Genomic DNA, 18,461 nt, shown 5'->3' with positions numbered 1-18,461 from the left:
AACAAGCACCGCCGGTCCCCCAGGACCCACCCCTTTCCGGGCAACCTCGTACACGGACTTCACAACGAACGGAAGCCCGGCGCGGAACACCGGCGGAACCCGGTCGGGGCCGGGTCCGGCGCCGCCGCACGCGTACTTCACAACGAACGGAAGCCGGCTTTCACAACGAGCGGGAGCCGGTGGGAACTGGTTCGGAAAAAAACTCCGTGAACCCGCGTAATGATCCGGCCCCCTCATCCCTCTCCACTCGTACGGGCCCGCCCATGGGAGCCGTACGCGTCAACCGGAGAGGACATCCACGCCATGCATCACACCGTCATCGAGCGCGAACTGGAGCTCAGGCTGATCCTGTCGCCGGAGCGCAGCGTCGCCGTGCCGGCCCGGCTGAGCTATCACAGCGACGATCCGTACGCCGTCCACATCACGTTCCACATCAACTCCGAGCACCCCGTCTACTGGACCTTCTCCCGCGATCTGCTCGTCGAGGGCGTGTTCCGGCCCTGCGGGCACGGGGACGTGCGGGTGTGGCCGACGAAGGTCGAGGGGCGCAGCGTCGTGCTGATGGCGCTGAGTTCGCCGGACGGGGACGCGCTGCTGGAGGCGCCGGCGGCCCAGGTGTCGGCCTGGCTGGAGCGGACGTTGCGGGTGGTGCCCCCGGGGACTGAGGGCGAGCAGCTGGGGATCGACGACGCGCTCGACCAGCTGCTCGCCCAGTGAGGCGCACACGCGCGACGTCAGAACAGCTTGCCCGGGTTCAGGATGCCCAGCGGGTCGAAGACCTGCTTGATCCCGCGCTGCATCTCGATCCCCACCGGGCCGATCTCGCGCGCCAGCCACTCCTTCTTCAGGACCCCCACGCCGTGCTCGCCCGTGATCGTGCCGCCGAGTTCCAGGCCGAGGGCCATGATCTCGTCGAAGGACTCACGGGCGCGCCGGGACTCGTCGAGGTCGGCCGCGTCGAAGCACACGGTCGGGTGGGTGTTGCCGTCGCCGGCGTGCGCGACGACGCCGATGGTCAGCTGGTGCTTCTCGGCGATCCGCTCGACGCCCTCGATCAGGTCGCCGAGCCGCGAGCGGGGCACGCACACGTCGTCGATCATCGTCACACCGCGCACCGCCTCCAGCGCGGTCAGGGACAACCGCCGTGCCTGGAGGAGCAGTTCGGACTCGGCCGCGTCGTCCGCCGGGACCACCTGGGTGGCACCGGCCGCCTCGCACAGCGCGCCGACCGCGGCCAGGTCTGGGGCGGGGTCCGGGGTGTCGAAGGCGGCCAGGAGGAGGGCCTCCGTGGTCTCCGGCAGTCCCATGTGCGAAAGGTCGTTGACGGCCTTGACCGTCGTACGGTCCATGATTTCGAGCAGTGACGGGACGTGCCCGCCGGCCATGATCCGGCACACCGCGTCGCAGGCCGCGGCCGCGGACGCGAACTCGGCGGCGAGCACCAGTTGCTGCGGTGGCTGTGGCCGCAGCCCCAGGACGGCCCGTACGACGATGCCGAGCGAGCCCTCGGAGCCCACGAAGAGGCGGGTCATGTCGTATCCCGCGACGCCCTTGGCGGTACGGCGGCCCGTGGACATCAGACGTCCGTCGGCGAGGACGACGTCGAGGCCGAGGACGTACTCGGCCGTCACCCCGTACTTCACACAGCACAGGCCGCCGGAGGCCGTGCCGATGTTGCCGCCGATGGTGCACATCTCCCAGCTGGAGGGGTCCGGCGGGTAGTACAGGCCCTGTTCGTTCACCGCGCGCGAGAGGGTCGCGTTGATGACGCCGGGCTCGACGACGGCGATGCGGTCGACGGGGCTGATCTCCAGGATGCGGTCCATCTTGGTCAGGGACAGCACGATGCAGCCGTCGGAGGCGTTGGCGCCGCCCGACAGGCCCGTGCGGGCGCCCTGCGGGACGACCGGGACGCGCAGTGCGGTGGCGGTGCGCATGACGTGCTGGACCTCTTCGACCGTGCGCGGGAGCACGACCACCGCCGGGGCACCGGCCGGGCAGAAGCTGGCCATGTCGTTGGCGTAGGACGCGGTGATGTCGGGGTCGGTCAGGACGGCCTCGGCGGGCAGACCCGCGAGCAGCCGCTCGGTGAGGTCACCCTGGGTGTGGTCGGGTGCGGTTTCGATACGGCTCATGATCACAGCGTGACACCCGGGGCCATCGGTGTGAACCCCATGTACGGCAGCCGTCGTAAGCCGGTGTGGTCGTCGTATTGACGCAGCCTTTTCACGCACAGTGAGCGCCATGGAGAACGACGTCTTGGAGAACGCACAGGGCACGCCGAACCGCCGCCCGCGTGTCCGACGACGGGTACTGCTCGCCTCGGTGGCGGGGTGTGCCGTACTCGGCGGGGTGCTGACGCTGCTGCCGTGGGGATCGAGCGGGACCCGGGCGCCCGCACCGGCAGCGGGGGCGCAGGCGCTCACCGCGGTCACGACGGGGGTGCCGGCCGCGCTGCCCGATCTGGCGTTGCTGATCGACGAGCGCGAGGCCCATCTGCGGACGCATCCCAGGGACGCCAAGGCGTGGGCGGTGCTGGGGGCGGCGTATGTGGAGCAGGGACGGCGGACCGCGGAGCCGGCCGACTACCCGAAGGCCGAGAAGGCGCTGCGGACGTCGCTGAAGGTGCGGCCGGACAACGCCGCGGCGCTGGACGGCATGGCGACGCTGGCCAACGCGCGGCGGGACTTCCAGGCGGCGCGGGCCTGGGGCGAGGCGGCGCTGAAGGCGAACCCGAAGCGGTGGACGACGTATCCGCAGCTGATCGACGCGCACACGGGGATGGGCGACTGGAAGGCGGCCAAGCGCACCCTGGAGCAGTTGCTGAAGCTGCACTCGGGACCCGCCGTGCAGGCGCGGGCGGCGGCCGTCTACCGGGACCGGGGCCGGCGGGAGGACGCGGCGGCGGCCCTGTCCGATGCTGCGGCGGCGGCCGCGGCCCCGGCCGAGCGGGCGGCGTACACCGAACGCGCCGGGCAGCTCGCCTGGGAACGCGGTGACTTGGACGTGGCGCTGCGGCACTTCCAGGAGGCGGTGCGCCTCGACCCCGACCAGCGGGCCGCGCTCGCCGGGCAGGGGCGGACGCTGGCGGCGCTGGGCCGCACGACGGAGGCGCTGAACGCGTACCGGGTGGCGCTCGCCAAGCAGCCGCTTCCCGAATACGCCCTGGAACTGGGCGAGTTGTACGAGTCGCTGAAGATGGGGCAGGCGGCTCGGGTGCAGTACGACCTGCTGCGCGAGCGGGTGGCCGCGGCCGCGGTCGGCGGGGTCGACGAGGAGCTCGTCCTGGGCCTCTTCGAGGCCGACCACGGCGATGCGCGGTCCGCCGTACGGCGCCTGCAGGCCGAGTGGCGCCGCCAGCCGGGCATCGCGGTGGCCGACGCGCTGGGCTGGGCGCTGCACCGGGCCGGGCAGCACAAGGAGGCGCTGAAGTTCGCCCAGGCGGCGACCGACAAGGAGCGGGGCGGTACGGTCCGCAGCGCGCTGTACGTCTATCACCGGGGGATGATCGAGCGGGAACTGCGGATGGCCTGGCCCGCCCGGCGCCATCTGCTGGAGGCGCTGCGGATCAACCCGCGTTTCTCGCCGACGCGGGTGCCGGTGGCGGAGGCGGCGTTGGCGGAGTTGGGCGAGCCGTCGGTGGAGGACGTACCGAAGATGGACGGGGAGGCCGACCAGGGGTGAGCTCCTCAGGCCGCACCCGGCTTGAAGTAGATCGAGAACCTGCGCGCCCCCTCCGCCCCCGACCCGAGCCCCAGGCACAGCCGTGCCCCGGCGGCGTGGCGGACGGCGAGGCCCTCCGGTTCGCGGTGGTCGAGGGAGTGGCCGGCCTCGGTGCGCTGCCGGTCGAGCAGTTCGCCGGTGCGGCTGTCGAGGCAGGAGAGGTAGGCGTTACCGCGCCGGGCGGGCGGGTTCTTCTTGGCGTCGTATGCCGTGCCGGCCAGCTGGTAGAGACGGTCGCCGTGCAGGGCGTACCCCTGGAAGGGGATCGCGGGGTCGGGGTGCGCGCCGGTCTGCGGGAAGTCGGCGACGGGGTCGGCGTAGTCGCGGGCGACGAAGGCGTCCAGGTCCCAGACCCGGTAGCGGGGCTCGCCCTCGACACGGTGGCGGACAGCGATGCTGCGCGAGGCCATGCAGACCGACGGCTGGTTGTGGGTAGAACCCGGGATCGGGTGGCGGACCTTGACGTCCTCCTGGGTGCGGACGGCGCCGCCGACGAAGCGGAAGCGGGTGACGCCGCAGCCATAGCCGTCCTTGGCGTCGGCCTCCGTCCAGATCCACACGGTGCCGTCGGAGGCGTGCTGGACACCGATACTGACGCCGTGCCCGAAGCCCCGCAGTTCCATGTGGCCGAGCCTCTTGCCCCGGTAGTCGAGCCTGTTCAGGAACAGGTCGCCGGCCGCGCCGCCGCCGCGCCGGAGCTGAAGGACGTACAAGTGCTGGTTGACCTCGTCGAAGGCGAATGACTGCAGGAGTGTGGGCTCCTTGAGCGTGTCCTTCTTCCACAGCCAGCGCTTGGACGGTGTGGACAGGTCGAAGGGGTCGGCCACTGATGTCTCTCCCGGTCGTGCGGATGCCCCCGTGGCACCCGCACGACTGGAGAGGGTCAAGCGGCCATCAATGGTTGCGCTTTCTACGAATTCACAGGTTGCCGCGCTTCTCCTGCTCCCGCTCGATCGCCTCGAACAGGGCCTTGAAGTTGCCCTTGCCGAAGCCCATCGAGCCGTGCCGCTCGATGATCTCGAAGAAGACGGTCGGCCGGTCCTGGACCGGCTTGGTGAAGATCTGCAGCAGATAGCCGTCCTCGTCACGGTCGGCGAGGATCTTCAGCTCGCGCAGGGTCTCGACGGGGACGCGGGTGTCGCCGACCCACTCGCCGAGGGTGTCGTAGTACGAGTCCGGGGTGTCGAGGAACCGGACGCCGGCCGCGCGCATGGTGCGGACCGTCGCCACGATGTCGTTGGTGTTCAGCGCGATGTGCTGGACGCCCGCGCCGCCGTAGAACTCCAGGTACTCGTCGATCTGGGACTTCTTCTTGGCGATCGCGGGCTCGTTGATCGGGAACTTGACCTTCAGCGTCCCGTCCGCCACGACCTTCGACATCAGCGCGGAGTACTCGGTCGCGATGTCGTCGCCCACGAACTCCTTCATGTTCGTGAAGCCCATGACCTTGTTGTAGAAGCCCACCCATTCGTTCATACGGCCGAGCTCGACGTTGCCGACGCAGTGGTCGATGGCCTGGAAGGTGCGGTGGGCGGGCGGTTCGACGAGCGGGTCGGCGGTGACGAAGCCCGGGAGGTAGGGGCCGTCGTAGCCGGAGCGGTCGACGAGGGTGTGCCGGGTCTCGCCGTACGTCGCGATGGCGGCCAGGACGACGGTGCCGTGCTCGTCCTTGAGCTCGTAGGGCTCGATCACCGAGCGGGCGCCGTGTTCCAGGGCGTAGGCGTACGCGGCACGCGCGTCCGGGACCTCGATGGCGAGGTCGACGACGCCGTCGCCGTGCTCGGCCACGTGCTGGGCGAGGAAGTGGCCCCAGGTGGAGGAGGGCTTGATGACGGAGGTGAGGACGAACCGCGCGGAGCCGTTCTCCAGCACGTAGCTCGCGGTCTCGCGGCTGCCGTTCTCCGGTCCGGAGTAGGCGACCAGCCGCATGCCGAAGGCGGTCGAGTAGAAGTGCGCCGCCTGCTTGGCGTTGCCCACGGCGAAGACGACCGCGTCCATTCCCTTGACCGGGAAGGGGTCGGCCTGCCGGGCGGTGTCGGGAGTGTGGTGTGTGGTCTGCGTCATAGGCGCAGCCTCACTCCCGCATGGCAAGGTGCGCAATAGTTCGCTCGTTCACTGGGCAATATGACCAGTGCAGTGCGCGTTTCTGCAGGCTCTCTGTACAGGATGACCACCGCGACTCAGGAGAAGGAGCAGGCTGCTGTGGCGATCGATCATCTGGACGGGCGGATCATCGTGCTGCTGGCGCGGGAGCCGCGGATCGGGGTGCTGGAGATGTCCCGGCGGCTGGGCGTGGCCCGCGGGACCGTGCAGGCCCGGCTGGACCGGCTTCAGTCGAACGGAGTCATCCGCGGATTCGGCCCGGAGGTCGATCCGGCCGCGCTCGGGTATCCGGTCACCGCCTTCGCCACGCTGCAGATCCGGCAGGGGCAAGGGGCGGACGTACGGGCCCACTTGACGACCGTGCCGGAGGTGCTGGAGCTGCACACGACCACCGGGACCGGGGACATGATGTGCCGTCTCGTGGCGCGCTCCAACGCCGATCTCCAGCGTGTGATCGACCGGGTTGTCGGTTTCGATGGGATCGTCCGGGCCTCGACCGCGATCGTGATGGAGAACCCCGTTCCGCTGCGGATCATCCCGTTGGTGGAGCAGGCGGCGGAGGACCGGGAGAGCAGCTAGCCGCGACCTGGTGGGGTGAGTCCTCGTGACCTTCTGGGAGTACCTGGGCAACCGCCACCAGCAGCTGCTCACCGACGCCTACCAGCACGCCAGCGCCGTCTTCCAGTGCATGGTCGTGGCGACCCTGCTCGGGGTGCTGATCGGCGTGGCCACGTATCAGAGCGAGTGGGCCGGCAACTTCGCCACCCTCTCCACCTCGGGCATCCTGACCATTCCGTCGCTCGCCATGATCGGTCTGCTCATCCCGATCGTGGGGCTGGGCGTTCCGCCCACGGTGATCGCGCTGACGCTGTACGGACTGCTGCCGATCGTGCGCAACGCGATCGTCGGCCTGCGCGGCGTCGATCCGTCGCTGGTGGACGCGGCCCGGGGCATCGGGATGTCCCGGCTCGCCCGGCTGCTCAGGGTGGAGCTGCCGCTGGCCTGGCCGCCGATCCTGACCGGGATCCGGGTCTCGACGCAGATGCTGATGGGCATCGCGGCGATCGCGGCGTACGCCTCCGGACCCGGCCTCGGCAATGTGATCTTCCGCGGCCTCGCCTCGCTGGGCAGCGCGAACGCGCTCAACCAGGTACTCGCGGGCACGCTCGGGATCATCGTCCTGGCGCTGCTGTTCGACGCCGCGTATGTCCTGATCGGGCGGCTGACCATCCCTAGGGGGATCCGTGTCTGAGAGCAGGGGATCCATGCCCGAGGCCAGGGGATCCGTGCCCGAGGCCAGGGGGCCCGTGCCCGAGGCCAGGGGATCCGTGCCCGAGGCCAGGGGGATCCATGTCTGACGCCACGGGATCTATGCCTGACACCGGGGGATCCGTGTCCGACACCGGCGGCGATGGTGCCGACCACAACGGCCATCACGGTGCCTCCATCGACCTGGAGAGCCTGACCAAGCGGTATCCCGGCAGTCCGCAACCGGCCGTGGACAACGTGAGCATGGAGATCAAGGCGGGCGAGGTGGTCATCTTCGTCGGCCCGTCGGGCTGCGGGAAGTCGACCACGCTCAAGATGATCAACCGGCTGATCGAACCGACCGGTGGCCGCATCCGCATCGGCGGCGAGGACGTCACCGACATCGACCCGGTGAAGCTGCGCCGCAAGGTCGGCTACGCGATCCAGTCCGCCGGGCTGTTCCCGCACATGACGGTCGCCCAGAACATCGCCCTCGTACCGAAGATGATCGGCTGGCCGAAGCCGCGGATCCGCTCGCGGGTCGAGGAGCTGCTCGACCTCGTCGGCCTCGATCCCGGCGAGTTCCACGGCCGTTATCCGCGTCAGCTCTCCGGCGGCCAGCAGCAACGGGTGGGTGTGGCAAGGGCGTTGGCGGCCGATCCCCCGGTCCTCCTGATGGACGAGCCGTTCGGCGCGGTCGACCCGATCACCCGTGACCACCTCCAGGACGAGCTGATCCGACTCCAGCACGAGCTGCACAAGACGATCGTCTTCGTCACGCACGACTTCGACGAGGCGATCAAGCTCGGCGACCGTATCGCCGTGCTGCGCGAACGCTCGCACATCGCCCAGTTCGACACCCCGGAGGCCATCCTCACCAACCCGGCGGACGACTTCGTGTCCGGGTTCGTGGGCGCGGGCGCGGCGCTGAAGCGGCTGAACCTGACCCGCGTACGGGATGTGGAGATCACCGGCTATCCGACGGCGGGCGTCGACGACCCGCTCCAGGAGATCTTCAACCGGCTGCGGGCCAGCGGGACGAACGAGGTACTGCTGCTCGACCGGCGCGGGCGGCCCTACAAGTGGCTCAGGCGCGGCGACATGATGCGGGCCAAGGGTTCGCTGGCGCGGGCGGGCACGCTCGTGCACGACACGGTGACCCGGGACGCGACCCTGCGGGACGCGCTGGAGGCGGTGCTGACGGACAGCGCGGGCCGGGTGGCGGTGACCGGGCGGCGCGGCGAGTACACGGGCGTCGTCGACATGGAGACGCTCATGAACTCCGTGCACGAGCTGTTGGAGGCCGACCGGCTGGAGGCGCTGGAGGCCCAGCACGAGCTGGAGGTCACCCGCAGCGACCGGACGCACGCCGAGCAGGAGGGCGAGGGAGGGGGGAAGAAGGCGTGAGTGCTCCGGAGGCCCCCGACCTGAAGGAGACGGAGGAGGAGACGGGCGAAGGGACAGGAGAAGGGACGGGCGAGTCCGCACTGGCCGCCCCCGCGTCGCCGAGAACTCCCGCCCGGAGGGTGAGCTGGCAGAAGCTGACCTTCGTGCCCACCTTCCTCGTCGCGATCCTGCTCGCCACCTGGCTGTGGTTCCAGCAGGCCGACCTCGACCCCGTCTCCGAGAACGCGCTGGCGAACGGCCAGGTCTCCAAGGCCCTGTGGGAGCAGATCCAACTCACGGCGATCTCCACGTTCTTCGTACTGATCATCGCGATCCCGCTGGGCATCCTGCTCACCCGGCGAGCGTTCCGAAAGGCGACCCCGGTGGCCATGGCGTTCGCCAACATGGGCCAGGCGACCCCCGCGATCGGTCTCCTCGCCCTGCTGGTGATCTGGCTGGGCATCGGCCGCCGGGCCGCTCTGATCGGCATGATCGCCTACGCCGTCCTGCCCGTGCTGTCCAACACCATCGCCGGCCTCAAGGCCAACGACCCGACCCTCCTGGAGGCGGCGCGCGGCATCGGCATGTCGCCCACGGGAGTACTGACCGGGGTGGAACTCCCCCTGGCGGTCCCCCTCATCCTCGCGGGCGTCCGCACGGCCCTGGTCCTCAACGTCGGCACGGCGACCCTGGCGGTCTTCGGCGGAGGCGGCGGCCTGGGCGTCCTGATCACAGCCGGCATCACCAACCAGCGCATGCCGGTCCTGGTCCTGGGCTCGATCCTCACGGTCGCCCTGGCCCTGCTGGTGGACTGGCTGGCGTCCCTGGCGGAAGTGCTGCTGCGGCCTCGGGGGTTGGAGACGTGAGGCGGCGTACGGCCCTGACGGCCGCCGCACTGCTGTTCGTGGCCCCCGGCTGTGGTCTGACCAGCGGATCCCCCATGGTCGACGACGTGCGGCCCGGCACCATCGGGCGGGGGGAGCCGTTGAAGGGGGCCGAGTTGACGGTGACGTCGAAGTCGTTCACCGAGCAGCTCATCCTCGGCGCGATCATGGGTATCGCCTTCGAGGCGGCCGGTGCGGAGGTGCTCGACCGGACCGGGATCCAGGGTTCGATCGGCAGTCGCGAGGCGGTGCGGAAGGGTGACGCGGACGCCGGGTACGAGTACACGGGCACGGCCTGGATCACGTACCTGGGCCGCAGCGAGCCCATCACCGACCCGCACGAGCAGTGGGAGGCGGTGCGGGCGGCCGACGCGAAGAACGGGGTGAGCTGGCTCGCGCCGTCCGCGCTGGACAACACCTATGCCCTGGCGATGAACCAGGAGAACCACAAGAAGTACCGCACGAACGACCTCTCCCAGGTGGCCGCGCTGTCCAAGTCCGACCCCGCCGCCGTGACGCTGTGCGTGGAGGTCGAGTTCGCCAACCGGGCGGACGGGCTGCCGGGCATGCAGAAGGCGTACGGGATGAGCGTGCCGACGAAGAACATCACCCAGATGGACACCGGGATCATCTACACCCAGGTCGCCAAGGGGAGTTGCACCTACGGCGAGGTCTTCACGACGGACGGCCGTATCAAGTCCATGAACCTCGTGGTCATGGACGACGACAAGCACTTCTTCCCCAACTACAACCTCGCCCCGATGATCAACACCAAGACCCTGAAGAAGTGGCCGGCCATCCCCGAGGTACTCGACCCGATCACCAAGAAGCTGAACAACACGGTGGCGCGGGACCTGAACGCGAAGGTGGACGTGGACGGGGAGGATCCGCATCAGGTGGCGTTGGACTGGATGAAGGCGGAGGGGTTCGTGAAGTAGTAGGCAGTAATAAGCAGAGGGGTTCGTGGAGGAAAAGGCTGCTGTGGCCCTCTAGCAGCTGGGAATCGAACCCTTCCCCGACTCCAGCGCCTCCAACGCGCCCACCGCGCCCTTCAGCGTGGTCACCGGGATCAGCCGCAGCCCCTTCGGCAGTTCCGCCTTCGCGTCGGAGCACTCCTCCTTCGGCACCAGGAACACCGTCGCCCCGTCCCGCTTGGCCGCCTGCGTCTTCAGGGACACGCCCCCGACCGCGCCGACCTTGCCGGCCGCGTCGATCGTGCCCGTACCGGCGATGGTGCGGCCCCCGGTCAGGTCGCCGCCCGCGCCGTCGCCGTTCAGCTTGTCGATGATCCCCAGGGAGAACAGCAGGCCGGCGCTGGGGCCGCCCACGTCCGCGAGCTTCAGGTCGACCTTGATGTTCTTGTCGGTCAGGTCCAGGTAGTTCAGCGCGGCCTCGGCCGCGGCGTCCTGGGACTGCTCCATCTGCTCGGTGTTGTACTGCTCGATCTCCTTGGTGCTGCGGCCGCTCGGATAGACCGAGTCGCGCGGCATGACCGCCTTGTCCGTACGGAACCAGGCGTCGACCACATCGCCGAACGTCACCTCCGTGTCGGGGGACGTGGCCTCGATCGTCGTCATACGCAGCTCGCCGCTCGTGTCCCGGGTCGGCGCACCGGAGATCGTGATCACCGGGTCCCCCTGGTTCTCGCCGAGCACGTCGGCCGTCAGCCCGGGCTGCGTCAGCGAGAACGGCAGCGGCGCGAAGGCCGCCGTGGCGAGCAGGGCCACGACCGGCAGGGCGCAGACGGCGAGCGCCCGGGGGCGCGTGAGGCGAGAGAACACGGGATCAATCTAACGTGACGGCGAGTTCCGACCCGGCGCAGGTCGGAGCTGCCAAGGTTGCCCCACGAAGGTCACGTACGGGTCTCGTCGCATCACGTGCGGGTCACGTCAGATCACGTCCGGATCTCCTCAGGCCGCATACAGCTCCCGCCGCTCCTTCGTGAAGCGCCGCAACGCCTCCGGCAACGGCTCCACCCCGATCCCCGGCGACCGCGGCACCGGCAGATGGCCGTCGACCAGCACGAACGGCTCGGTGATGTCCTCGGCGAAGTAACGGCTGGACGCCGAGGTGTCCCCGGGCAGCGTGCAGCCGGGCAGGGCGGCCAGCGCCAGGTTCGGCGCCCGGCCGATGCCCGTCTCCAGCATGCCCCCGCACCACACCGGCACCCCGTGCGCGTGCGCCACGTCATGCACCCGCCGAGCCTCCAGGTATCCCCCGACCCGCGCGGGCTTCACGTTCACGACCCGGCACGCGTCCATCGCGATCGCGGACGCGGTGTCGCGGGCGTTGTGCAGGGACTCGTCGAGGCAGACGGGGGTCGCGATGCGCTGCTGGAGGCGGGCGTGGGCGTACAGGTCGTTCTCCGCGAGCGGCTCCTCGATCAGCAGCAGCCCGAACGCGTCCAGCCGCCGCAGATGCTCGGCGTCCGCGAGCGTGTACGCCGTGTTGGCGTCGACCTGGAGCGGCAGCCCGTCCCCGAAGCGCTCGCGTACGGCCCGTACCGGCTCCAGGTCCCAGCCGGGCTCGATCTTCAGCTTGATCCGGACGTAGCCCTCGGTGAGATACCCCTCCACCGCGTCCAGCAGCTCACCGACGCTCTCCTTGATCCCGACCGACACCCCGGCCGGCACCCGCTCCCGCACCGCCCCGAGGTACGTGGCCAGCGACATCCCGTACGACCGCAGCTCCGCGTCCAGCACCGCCGTCTCCAGCGCCGCCTTCGCCAGCTCGTGCCCCTTGATCTTCTCCATCGCCGACGCGAGGTGGGCCGTACCGAGCACGGGGAGCGCGGCGACGCGCGGCAGCAGGAAGTCGCGCAGCACGATCTCCGCGCCGGCCACGAACTCCGAGCAGTACAGCGGCTCGGGGTCGCCCGCGAACTCCGACCAGCCCTCGGCCGCGTCCGTGACGACGTGCAGCAGAAAGGTGTCCTTCGTCGTCATCGTGCCGAAGGAGGTACGGAAGGGGCTGACCAGAGGGATCGCGACGTGCACGATCTCGACGCGTTCGAGTTTCACGCGGATGCCTCCCGGCGGGTGAGCGTGTACCAGCCGTCGCGGGACATGCCCGTCGCCGTGAACCCCTCGGCGAAGGCTTTCGTGAACACCTCGCGAACGGCCCGCCGCCAGCCCAGCGCCAGCTCCGGGTCGGCGGCCCGCAGCGCCACTATGTCGTCCGGAACGCGACACCAGACATATCGGTCCTCCGGGTCCCGGCGGGCGAGCGGACCGCCGTCGGGGGCCGTGTGGGTGGCGGGCGCGGCCTCGCGATCCGGGCTGCCGGGCCCGGTGTTACCCGACTTCCCTTGCGACGGCCCATGTTCCTGCCCCTGCTCCTGCCCTTGCGACTGCCCTCGCGGCGGCCCGATCAGGTCCCAGGTCACCTCCAGCCGGTCGCTCTCGTCGCCGTCGTTCACGCCGTCAGCCATGGGGCCGTAGAAGTCGATGAGGTAGTCCGTGCCGGTAGCGCCCAGTTTGACGAAGTTGAACCGGGCGTTCCGGCCGACCAGCGGATCGAAGGTCCAGCGCATGGTGAGCGCCCCGAGCTCCACCGCCCAGGCCTGCTGCGCCCGCTTGATCTGCGGCCCGAGCCCCTGCTCGGCGGCGGCCAGCAGCGAGTACGTCTCCCGCAACGCCGGCGGCCCGAACACGGCGACGCAGCCACCGACCAGCCGCTCCCCGTCGTACGCGGCATGCACGGCCCCACCCGCGTGGGCGAGGCTGTTCAGCGTCTCGGGCAGCAGGGGCGGTGCGCTGCGAGGCGTCTGCCATACGTCACTGAAGTAGTCGGCAACAGCGGTGAACCCGGCGGGCTCGTGGACGGTGCGGATGCTCAGTGAGGTCATGACACGAGTGTCGGAGGTGGTGCGGGGCCCTGCCTAGTGCACGCGCGCGTCAGCGCAACGCCTCCGCCACCTCCCTGGCCGCGTCGACGACCCGCGGGCCCACCCGCTCCGGCACCGCGTCCGCCAGCATCACCACACCCACGCTGCCCTCGACGCCGGTGACCCCGATCAACGGAGCGGCGGCTCCACTGGCCCCCGCCTCCAACTCGCCGTGGGTCAGCGTGTACCCGGGCTCGCACCTGGGCTGCTGCCGGGCCGCGAGTATCGCCCGTCCCGCGGCCCCCCGGTCCAACGGGTGCCGGAATCCGGCCCGGTAGGCGACGTGATAGTCCGTCCACGTGGGCTCGACGACGGCGACGGCCAGCGCCTCCGTGCCGTCCACCAGCGTCAGATGGGCCGTCGCCCCTATGTCCTCGGCCAGCGAACGCAGCGCCGGCAGCGCGGCCTCGCGGACCAGCGGATGCACCTGACGACCCAGTCGCAGTACCCCGAGCCCGACCCGGGCACGGCCGCCCAGGTCGCGCCGTACGAGTGCGTGCTGTTCGAGCGTGGCGAGCAGCCGGTACACGACGGTCCGGTTCACGCCCAGTTTGTTGGATAGCTCGGTGACGGTCAGCCCGTGGTCCGTATCGGCCAGCAGCTTGAGGACACGCAGTCCTCGGTCGAGCGTCTGAGAGGTCTCCGCGGTCACGACGCCCACTCCTTAGTGGTGAGGTCGACGGCCCCCTCGCGGCGGATGCGTCACAGAGTCCCGTCCGTGACGCGCTTCAGAGGCCGCCGATCGGCCCGCGGCCCGGCCTGTGCCGGACCGCGTCGCTTCACGGCTGCGCTCCGCGGCGGCGCTGCCACGGGGCGTGTGCGTAGCGGGACATTAGCGAAGCCGGTTCGCTGAGCGGAAGGCTCCGTCCAGAATCCGGGCAGTGGCCGGTACGGACCACCGCCCTTTGCCCCGATACGTACGGCGCACGCCCTTGGCACCGCGCCGGGCGTCACCTCATGCGGGTGGCCCACTCCTGCACCTTGGCGATGCGCTGCCGCAACTGCCCCGCCGTCGCCTCCGCGCTGGGCGGCCCCCCGCACACCCGCCGCAGCTCGGTGTGGATGACCCCGTGCGGCTTGCCGCTCTGATGGACGTACGCGCTGACCATGGTGTTGAGCTGCTTACGGAGCTCCATCATCTCCTTGTGCGAGACGACCGGCCGCCGCTCGGCCGGCAGCTCCAGCAGGTCGGCCTCGGAGTCCGGCTTCTTGCGGCTGTGCGCTATCTGCCGGGCCTGCCGCTTCTGGAGCAGGAGTTGCACCTGGTCGGGTTCGAGGAGCCCCGGGATGCCGAGGTAGTCCTGCTCCTCCTCGCTCCCCGGGTGGGCCTGCATGCCGAACTCGGCACCGTCGTAGAGCACCCGGTCGAAGACGGCCTCGGACTCCAGCGCCTCGAAGGAGAACTGCTCCTGCTCGCCGGTGTCCTCGTCCTGCTCCTTGTTCGCCTCCTCCATCTCCTTCTCGGACTCGGCGTACGGGTCCTCCTCGCCCTCCTTCTTCGGCTTGTCGAGGGCGTGGTCGCGCTCGACCTCCATCTCGTTGGCGAAGGTGAGGAGGTCGGGGACGGTCGGCAGGAAGACGGAGGCGGTCTCGCCGCGCCGCCGGGACCGTACGAAACGGCCGACGGCCTGGGCGAAGAAGAGGGGGGTGGAGATGGTGGTGGCGTACACACCGACGGCGAGCCTCGGGACGTCGACGCCCTCCGACACCATCCGGACCGCGACCATCCAGCGGTCGTTGCTCTCGCTGAAGTCGTCGATCCGCTTGGACGCGCCCGTGTCGTCGGAGAGCACGAGGGTCGCCTTGGACCCCGTGATCTCGCGGATCAGCTTGGCGTAGGCGCGGGCGGAGTCCTGATCGGAGGCGATGACGAGGGCACCGGCGTCCGGGATGGCCTTGCGGACCTCGGTCAGCCGCTGGTCGGCGGCGCGCAGCACGCTCGGCATCCACTCGCCGCGCGGATCGAGCGCCGTACGCCATGCCTGACTGATCGCGTCCTTGGTCATCGGCTCGCCGAGGCGGGCGGCGATCTCGTCCCCCGCCTTGGTGCGCCAGCGCATGTTGCCGCTGTAGGAGAGGAAGATGACGGGCCGCACGACATGGTCGGCGAGCGCGTTGCCGTATCCGTAGGTGTAGTCGGCGGCGGACCGCCGGATCCCGTCGTTCCCCTCCTCGTACGTCACGAAGGGGATGGGGTTGGTGTCGGACCGGAACGGCGTACCGGTGAGCGCGAGCCGGCGCGTGGCGGGCTCGAACGCCTCGAGGCAGGCCTCGCCCCAGGACTTGGAGTCACCGGCGTGGTGGATCTCGTCGAGGATGACCAGGGTCTTGCGCTGCTCGACCCGGTTGCGGTGCAGCATGGGCCGCACGCCGACACCGGCATACGTCACGGCGACGCCCTGATAGTCCTTGCCGAGCGGGCCCGCGCTGTACTCGGGGTCCAGCTTGATGCCTATCCGCGCGGCAGCCTCCGCCCACTGCTTCTTCAGATGCTCGGTCGGCGCGACCACGGTGACCTGCTGCACGACATGGTGATGCAGCAGCCAGGAGGCGAGGGTGAGCGCGAAGGTCGTCTTCCCGGCCCCGGGTGTGGCGACCGCGAGGAAGTCACGCGGCTGCTCCTGGATGTACTTCTCCATCGCCCCCTGCTGCCAGGCACGCAGCTTGCTGGCGGTGCCCCAGGGGGCGCGGCCGGGGAAGGCGGGGGAAAGGTGGTGGGAGGAGGCGGCTGTGGTAGTCACGGTCTCCGTTTGGGGGTCGAATCAATGGGGTCGCGCGCAGCGCGTCGAGTAGGGCGGTGGTGGGTGACGGGCGGGCGGCTCGGCTAACTGGGTGTTGGCGACTCGGCTACGTATGACAACCGGGCCACCCTACCGGCGGCCCGGTGGTGCCCAGGTGCGGACGAGGCCGGGTCAGGCGCGGGTGGGACCGACGTCACAACTGCCGCAGCCGCCCCGCGATCACGGAGATGTCGCCCTCGTTCCCGGAGGCGACAGTGATGACCAGGTCGTACGCGGTGTCCTGGTCGCAGCCGGTGAGGTCGACGCCGTTGACGCCGAGGAAGGTGGCGGCGGCCAGCCAGGCCGTGCGCTTGTTCCCGTCGACGAGCGGGTGGTTCGTCGCGATGGCATGCAGCAACGCAGCCGCCTGCTCGTACAGGTCGTCGTAGGCCGCCGTCCCGAACATGCGGGCGCGTGGGCGGTGCACGGCGGAGACGAACAGCCCGGCCTCCCGCACCTCGGGGGCACGCCCGCCGAAGGCGATCCGGGCGATCGTCATGACCTCCGCGACCGTGAGGTACCTGGTCATTCGCCGAGCCTCCGCAGCAGATCGGCATGCGCATCGGCAAGCGACTCCGCCGCGACGCGCACCGGCGACGACTCCCGCGCCAGTCGATGCAGTACGGCGTCCAGCGCGATGTCCTCGGGGAGACGGCCGGTGGCATCCGCGAGGTCGTCGAGCTCCCGTCGGACGTCGGGCGGGAGGGGGATGGTGAAGTCGCTCATGCCCGTGACGATAGGGAGCGGGCCGGGGAACCTGCGAGCCGTTTACGCCTCACCCCACCCCGAACACCCCATGCGCCGAAGGCCTCACCGCTCCCGACTCACCGCTCCCGCAACCGCGTGGTCACCCAAGCCCCCACCAACGCCACCCCCGCCATGGGCAGGAACACCACCGCGAACGCCGCCGGATGCGAACCGGCGCCGGACGCCTCCGTCGCCGCATGGCTCACCGCGCCGCCGCCCAGGGCCGCGAAGGCGGCGCCGCCGGCGGCCAGCAGGACGATGTTGGACAGGGCGTCGGAGATCTGGAGCGCGGCGGAGTTGGTGCCGGCCTGCTCTGGGCGGGAGAGGTGGAGCAGGAGCACGCTGCTGGAGGCGATCACCAGCCCCATCCCGAAGCAGCCGAACGCCCACGCCACCGCGAGGGCCCAGGCGGGCACGGAGTCGATCAGCACACTCGGCGCGGCGGCGATGGAAGCCGCCACCAGCACCATCCCCAGCGTCATCAGCCGTTCCCGGTACGGCTCCACCCGCGGCCGCGACTGCACCCACGACCCCAGCGCCCATGTCACGCCGCCCGCCGCGAGCGAGAACCCGGCGAGCGTAGGCGACAGCCCTCGCTGGGTGACCAGCATCAGCGGCACGAAGGACTCGGCGGCGATGAAGGACCCCGCGGCGACCCCGCGCAACAGCACGACGGACGGCAGCCCGCGCGCCGCCCGGTACGTGCCGCGCGGGAGCAGCCCCAGCGCGGCCGGCACGAGGAGCGCGGCGCCGGCGACGCCGGGGACGAGGGAGAGCCACCGCAGGTCCTGGGCGGCGTACTGGAGCAGGCCCGCACCGAGGGAGATTCCGAGCGCGAGCCGGATGCGCCGCCGGTCGAAGGAGGCGGGGCGGCCGGAGCCGTCGATCGGTCCGCCCGCCCGGCGCCGTATCTGCGGCAGCGCGAGTGCGAGCGGAAACACGACGAGCACCGGAATCCCGACGAACACCCAGCGCCACCCCAGATGCTCGGTCACCGCCCCGGAGGCCAGCGGCCCCACGATCGACGGCACCACCCAGCTCGCCGAGAACGCCGCCATGATCGCCGGCCGCAACCGCTCGGGGTAGGCCCGCCCGACGACGACGTACAGGGCGACGATGACCAGTCCCCCGCCGAGCCCCTGCACGGCCCGCCCGAGAATGAACAGCCACATCGCCCCGGCGGTCCCGGACAACAGAAGCCCGGCCCCGAAGAACGCGATCCCCGTGGTCAGCGCCCCCAACGGCCCCCGCCGATCCGACCACTGCCCCGCCAGCACCATCCCGAACAGACTCGTGGTGAAGTACCCCGAGAACGCGAAGGCGTACAACGACACCCCGTCCAGCTCCCGCGCCGCGACCGGCATGGCCGTCCCGACGGCGGTCGCCTCGAAGGCGATGAGCAGCACGACGGAGACGATCCCGATGCTGAGCGCCCGATACGACCGCCCCAACACGGTCTCCTCGGCCTCGGGGACCGAGGGGGCCGCGGGACCGCCGGATATCTTCTCGGCGCTTGCGTCACGGGGATCGAGGGCAGTCATGAACGCCAGCGTAAGGCCCACAACCCCCTTTGACCCCTGTCGGGAGTCGGCCCTGCGGTGCGACCTTGGTCGTACGACCGGGGTTTCATGAACGCGGTGTGGCAGTCCCATTGCAGCAGCCGCGATTCCCTTGAGCCCCCTCCACACCGCGCCATACGGTCGA

The 18,461-nt window shown here is 70.5% G+C and carries 18 protein-coding genes; 7 read left to right on the top strand and 11 right to left on the bottom strand.

What is annotated here, in order from left to right; genetic code table 11:
- Positions 1 to 303 precede the first annotated feature (303 nt).
- Positions 304 to 717, top strand: coding sequence for an SsgA family sporulation/cell division regulator (locus BLU79_RS40115; RefSeq protein ID WP_093910966.1), 414 nt, complete (start codon positions 304 to 306; stop codon positions 715 to 717).
- Positions 718 to 734: 17 nt separating this feature from the next.
- On the opposite strand, the gene BLU79_RS40110 is transcribed toward BLU79_RS40115, so the two are convergent.
- The gene (locus BLU79_RS40110) at positions 735 to 2,141 is read right to left on the bottom strand and encodes an FAD-binding oxidoreductase (protein ID WP_093910965.1); all 1,407 of its coding nucleotides are present in this window, start codon (positions 2,139 to 2,141) and stop codon (positions 735 to 737) included.
- A 103-nt stretch (positions 2,142 to 2,244) separates the two neighbouring features.
- Between BLU79_RS40110 and BLU79_RS40105 the strand changes: the two genes are divergently transcribed.
- On the top strand, positions 2,245 to 3,684 hold the full coding sequence (locus BLU79_RS40105; RefSeq protein WP_093910964.1) for a tetratricopeptide repeat protein: 1,440 nt from the start codon (positions 2,245 to 2,247) through the stop codon (positions 3,682 to 3,684).
- 5 nt (positions 3,685 to 3,689) lie between these two features.
- Here BLU79_RS40105 and BLU79_RS40100 read toward each other — a convergent pair whose 3' ends face one another.
- The gene (locus BLU79_RS40100) at positions 3,690 to 4,550 is read right to left on the bottom strand and encodes a phage baseplate protein (RefSeq protein WP_093910963.1); all 861 of its coding nucleotides are present in this window, start codon (positions 4,548 to 4,550) and stop codon (positions 3,690 to 3,692) included.
- A 91-nt stretch (positions 4,551 to 4,641) separates the two neighbouring features.
- Complete coding sequence (hppD, locus tag BLU79_RS40095) at positions 4,642 to 5,787, bottom strand: 4-hydroxyphenylpyruvate dioxygenase (RefSeq protein WP_093910962.1); 1,146 nt, start codon at positions 5,785 to 5,787, stop codon at positions 4,642 to 4,644.
- A 138-nt stretch (positions 5,788 to 5,925) separates the two neighbouring features.
- Here hppD and BLU79_RS40090 point away from each other — a divergent pair, with 138 nt between their 5' ends.
- The 5 genes from BLU79_RS40090 (at position 5,926) to BLU79_RS40070 (ending at position 10,282) form a co-directional block, all read left to right on the top strand.
- Entirely contained in the window at positions 5,926 to 6,405 is a 480-nt protein-coding gene (locus tag BLU79_RS40090) for an Lrp/AsnC family transcriptional regulator (protein WP_093910961.1), read from the top strand.
- Positions 6,406 to 6,430: 25 nt separating this feature from the next.
- Entirely contained in the window at positions 6,431 to 7,078 is a 648-nt protein-coding gene (locus BLU79_RS40085) for an ABC transporter permease (protein ID WP_093910960.1), read from the top strand.
- A 119-nt stretch (positions 7,079 to 7,197) separates the two neighbouring features.
- Positions 7,198 to 8,481 carry a betaine/proline/choline family ABC transporter ATP-binding protein gene (locus BLU79_RS40080; protein WP_256333635.1) on the top strand — a complete coding sequence of 428 codons (1,284 nt, stop codon included), beginning with the start codon at positions 7,198 to 7,200 and terminating at the stop codon, positions 8,479 to 8,481.
- On the top strand, positions 8,478 to 9,326 hold the full coding sequence (locus tag BLU79_RS40075; RefSeq protein WP_093910958.1) for an ABC transporter permease: 849 nt from the start codon (positions 8,478 to 8,480) through the stop codon (positions 9,324 to 9,326). Before BLU79_RS40080 ends, BLU79_RS40075 begins: the two co-directional genes overlap by 4 nt.
- Entirely contained in the window at positions 9,323 to 10,282 is a 960-nt protein-coding gene (locus tag BLU79_RS40070; RefSeq protein ID WP_093910957.1) for a glycine betaine ABC transporter substrate-binding protein, read from the top strand. Before BLU79_RS40075 ends, BLU79_RS40070 begins: the two co-directional genes overlap by 4 nt.
- Before the next feature lie 51 nt (positions 10,283 to 10,333).
- On the opposite strand, the gene BLU79_RS40065 is transcribed toward BLU79_RS40070, so the two are convergent.
- The 8 genes from BLU79_RS40065 to BLU79_RS40030 all read right to left on the bottom strand — a co-directional run bounded on the left by BLU79_RS40065 (position 10,334) and on the right by BLU79_RS40030 (position 18,298).
- The gene (locus BLU79_RS40065) at positions 10,334 to 11,125 is read right to left on the bottom strand and encodes a YlbL family protein (RefSeq protein WP_093910956.1); all 792 of its coding nucleotides are present in this window, start codon (positions 11,123 to 11,125) and stop codon (positions 10,334 to 10,336) included.
- A gap of 129 nt (positions 11,126 to 11,254) precedes the next feature.
- Positions 11,255 to 12,364: an o-succinylbenzoate synthase gene (gene menC, locus BLU79_RS40060; RefSeq protein ID WP_093910955.1), complete on the bottom strand. Its 1,110-nt coding sequence runs from the start codon at positions 12,362 to 12,364 to the stop codon at positions 11,255 to 11,257.
- A complete protein-coding gene (locus tag BLU79_RS40055; protein WP_093910954.1) occupies positions 12,361 to 13,191 on the bottom strand; it encodes a chorismate synthase in 831 nt (276 codons plus the stop codon). The genes menC and BLU79_RS40055 overlap by 4 nt, the downstream gene beginning before the upstream one ends.
- A gap of 49 nt (positions 13,192 to 13,240) precedes the next feature.
- Complete coding sequence (locus BLU79_RS40050; RefSeq protein ID WP_093910953.1) at positions 13,241 to 13,882, bottom strand: IclR family transcriptional regulator; 642 nt, start codon at positions 13,880 to 13,882, stop codon at positions 13,241 to 13,243.
- A gap of 298 nt (positions 13,883 to 14,180) precedes the next feature.
- The gene (locus BLU79_RS40045) at positions 14,181 to 15,971 is read right to left on the bottom strand and encodes a DEAD/DEAH box helicase (RefSeq protein ID WP_093910952.1); all 1,791 of its coding nucleotides are present in this window, start codon (positions 15,969 to 15,971) and stop codon (positions 14,181 to 14,183) included.
- Between the two features lie 193 nt (positions 15,972 to 16,164).
- A complete protein-coding gene (locus BLU79_RS40040; protein WP_093910951.1) occupies positions 16,165 to 16,539 on the bottom strand; it encodes a type II toxin-antitoxin system death-on-curing family toxin in 375 nt (124 codons plus the stop codon).
- Positions 16,536 to 16,736, bottom strand: a complete 201-nt coding sequence (locus BLU79_RS40035; protein ID WP_093910950.1) for a hypothetical protein — start codon at positions 16,734 to 16,736, stop codon at positions 16,536 to 16,538. Before BLU79_RS40035 ends, BLU79_RS40040 begins: the two co-directional genes overlap by 4 nt.
- Before the next feature lie 98 nt (positions 16,737 to 16,834).
- Positions 16,835 to 18,298, bottom strand: a complete 1,464-nt coding sequence (locus tag BLU79_RS40030) for an MFS transporter (RefSeq protein ID WP_093910976.1) — start codon at positions 18,296 to 18,298, stop codon at positions 16,835 to 16,837.
- Positions 18,299 to 18,461 lie beyond the last annotated feature (163 nt).

This window comes from Streptomyces sp. cf386 (assembly GCF_900103585.1).
Lineage (GTDB): Bacteria > Actinomycetota > Actinomycetes > Streptomycetales > Streptomycetaceae > Streptomyces.
The sequence above is the reverse complement of the archived record's forward strand: the minus strand, read 5'-3'. Positions and strand labels throughout refer to the sequence as shown.

Excerpts from the sequence above, each read along its gene's own strand:
- BLU79_RS40035 (WP_093910950.1), bottom strand. The coding sequence starts at position 16,736 with ATGAGCGACTTCACCATCCCCCTCCCGCCCGACGTCCGACGGGAGCTC.
- hppD (WP_093910962.1), bottom strand. The coding sequence starts at position 5,787 with ATGACGCAGACCACACACCACACTCCCGACACCGCCCGGCAGGCCGAC.
- BLU79_RS40040 (WP_093910951.1), bottom strand. The coding sequence starts at position 16,539 with ATGACCAGGTACCTCACGGTCGCGGAGGTCATGACGATCGCCCGGATC.
- BLU79_RS40030 (WP_093910976.1), bottom strand. The coding sequence starts at position 18,298 with ATGACTGCCCTCGATCCCCGTGACGCAAGCGCCGAGAAGATATCCGGC.
- BLU79_RS40115 (WP_093910966.1), top strand. The coding sequence starts at position 304 with ATGCATCACACCGTCATCGAGCGCGAACTGGAGCTCAGGCTGATCCTG.
- BLU79_RS40080 (WP_256333635.1), top strand. The coding sequence starts at position 7,198 with ATGCCTGACACCGGGGGATCCGTGTCCGACACCGGCGGCGATGGTGCC.
- BLU79_RS40055 (WP_093910954.1), bottom strand. The coding sequence starts at position 13,191 with ATGACCTCACTGAGCATCCGCACCGTCCACGAGCCCGCCGGGTTCACC.
- BLU79_RS40105 (WP_093910964.1), top strand. The coding sequence starts at position 2,245 with ATGGAGAACGACGTCTTGGAGAACGCACAGGGCACGCCGAACCGCCGC.